This window comes from Burkholderia sp. Ac-20384 (assembly GCF_017104605.1).
Taxonomy (GTDB): Bacteria; Pseudomonadota; Gammaproteobacteria; order Burkholderiales; family Burkholderiaceae; genus Burkholderia; species Burkholderia lata.
This window is the reverse complement of record NZ_JAAGPE010000585.1, coordinates 1-2,462: the sequence shown is the minus strand read 5'-3', so window position 1 is coordinate 2,462 and position 2,462 is coordinate 1. Positions and strand designations below refer to the sequence as shown.

Annotated in this window: 1 protein-coding gene; it reads right to left on the bottom strand. The window is 71.8% G+C overall.

Going from position 1 to position 2,462, the window contains the following annotated elements:
• Window positions 1-2,462, bottom strand: a 2,462-nt coding sequence (locus tag G3O00_RS41960) for an amino acid adenylation domain-containing protein (protein ID WP_206146522.1), incomplete at both ends; no start/stop codon positions are given.

The window sequence follows — 2,462 nt, the reverse complement described above, 5'->3', positions numbered from 1 at the left end:
CTCTTCCCCCTCGGCGCGGTCTTCGTGTTGTTCGCAGCGCGGCGGCCGGGGCACGTGGCGGCCGGGCCGCGCGGCCACGCGCGTGGCGCGGCGCACGGCGGCGAGCGAGTGGCGGCCGAGGTCGAAGAGGTGATCGCCACGGCCCACGCGGTCGAGATTCAGCACGTCGCACCAGTTCGCGGCGAGCGGGCCTTCGTCGCCGTCGTGCGGCGCTTCATACGCGCGTTCGACCCGCACCGGCGCCGGCAACCGTGCGCGGTCGACCTTGCTGTTCGCGTTGCGCGGCAGCGCGTCGAGCACGATCAGCTGCGCGGGCACCATGTAGTCGGGCAGCGTGCGGCGCAGGTGCGCGTCGAGCGTCGCGGCTTCGACCGGCTGCGCGGCTGCCTGTGCGTCGGCGGTCAGCTCGACATACGCGACGAGCTGCGCGAGTGCGCCCTGCCCGTGCACGACCGCGCAGGCTTCGCGCACTGCCTCGTGCGCGGCAAGCTGGGCCTCGATCTCGCCGAGTTCGATGCGCAGCCCGCGCAGCTTCACCTGGTGGTCGACGCGGCCGATGAAGTCGAACACGCCGTCCGCGCGACGCCGCACGAGGTCGCCCGTGCGGTACAGCCGCGCGCCCGGCGCGCCGTACGGATCGGGCACGAAGCGCTCGGCCGTCAGCGCCGGGCGGTCGAGATAGCCGCGCGCGACGCCGATCCCTTCCCCGCCCAGGTACAGTTCGCCGATCACGCCGACCGGCAGCGGATGCAGGCGCTCGTCGAGCACATGCGCTGTGCGTGCGCCGACCAGCGTGCCGATCGGCAGGTATGCGGCGTCGCCGAGCTTCGCGAGATCGTCGCCGGGCCGGAACATCCACAGCGTCGGCGTGATGACCGTCTCGGTCGGGCCGTAGCCGTTGACCACGCGCACGTCCGGCAGTGCGCGGCGCAGCATCGCGAACGCTTCGCGCGACGTCGCCTCGCCACCGACCGTCAGCGAACGCAGCGTCGGCGGCGCGCCATGCGCGAGTGCCCATTCGGCGAGCTGTGCGGCACAACCGGGCGGCACGTAGGTCATCGTCACGCCGTCGCGGACCATCATCGCGCAGGTCTGCGCGGGCGGCCACAGCACGTCGGCCGTCACCGACACGGCGGCGCCCGACATGTATTGCGAAAACCAGCCTTCGTGCGCGCCGTCGAAGTTGACCGACTGGAACAGCAGGAACACGTCGCTCTCGCCCGCGCCGTAGCGCTCGGCGATCGCCGCGCAATGCAGCGCGAACGACGCATGGTCGACGATCACGCCCTTCGGCTTGCCGGTCGAGCCCGACGTGTAGATCGCATAGGCCGCGTGGCCGGGCAGCACGTCCGGCAGCTCGACGTGCGCGGCTTCGTCGAGTGCATCGACTTCATCGGCGCGCCACACACGCAGTTCCGGCAGCTCGGGCAGCGACGCGGCGCTCGCGCCGTCGGTCAGCACGTGCGCGATGTTCGCGTCGCCGACGATCTGCGCGAGCCGTTCGCGCGGATGCGCGGGATCGAGCGGCACGAACGCGGCGCCCGACTTCAGCACCGCGATCAGCGCGACGAGCAGGTCGACCGAGCGCTGCAGCGCGACACCGACGCGCATTTCCGGTCGTACACCGGCCGCCACGAGATGGCGCGCCAGCCGTGCCGCGCGCGCATCGACGTCACCGCGCGTCAGCGCGCGGTCGATGTCGGCGACGCCGCGTGCGTCGGGCCGTGCTTGAGCATGCGCGGCGATGCGGGCATGAACGGGCACGAACGGTTCGGATTCGGTGGCGCCTGCCGGCGCATTCCATGCGAAGAGCTGCTCGCGCTCGGCGGCAGGCAGCCAGTCGAGATCGCCGACCGGCATGTCGGGGCGCGCGAGCGCATCGGCCAGCAGCATGACGAAGCGCGCGGCCAGCCGTGAAATCGCGTCCGCTTCGAACAGGTCGAGCGCGTAGATGAATGCGGCGTCGAACGTACCGTCCGGCGTCGCTTCGACCGAAAGCGTCAGGTCGAATTTCGCGGATGGCGTGCCCGACGGCAGCAACGCGGCCGCTGCCGTGCCGAGCGCCGGCAGCGCGCGGCGCTCGCCGTACGCGGCCATCACCTGGAACAGCGGATGGTGGCTCGCGCTGCGCGGCACGCCGAGCGCGTCGACCACCTGCTCGAACGGCACGTCCTGGTGCATCTGTGCATCGACGAGTGCACGCTGCGTACGCGCGACCAGCGACGAGAAATCGCCGTGCGCGGGCACCTCGACGTCGATCGCGAGCGTGTTGACGAAGAAGCCGATCAGGCCGGCGACTTCCGCGCGTTCGCGGTTCGCGGCCGGCACGCCGACGCAGATGCGCGCGTCGCCGGTCGCGCGCGCCAGCAGCGCATCGAGCGCGGCGAGCAGCACCGCGAACGGGATCGGAAGAGCGGCGTGTAGGGACAGAGTGTAAGATACTGTGTAGAACTCGGTGGGCG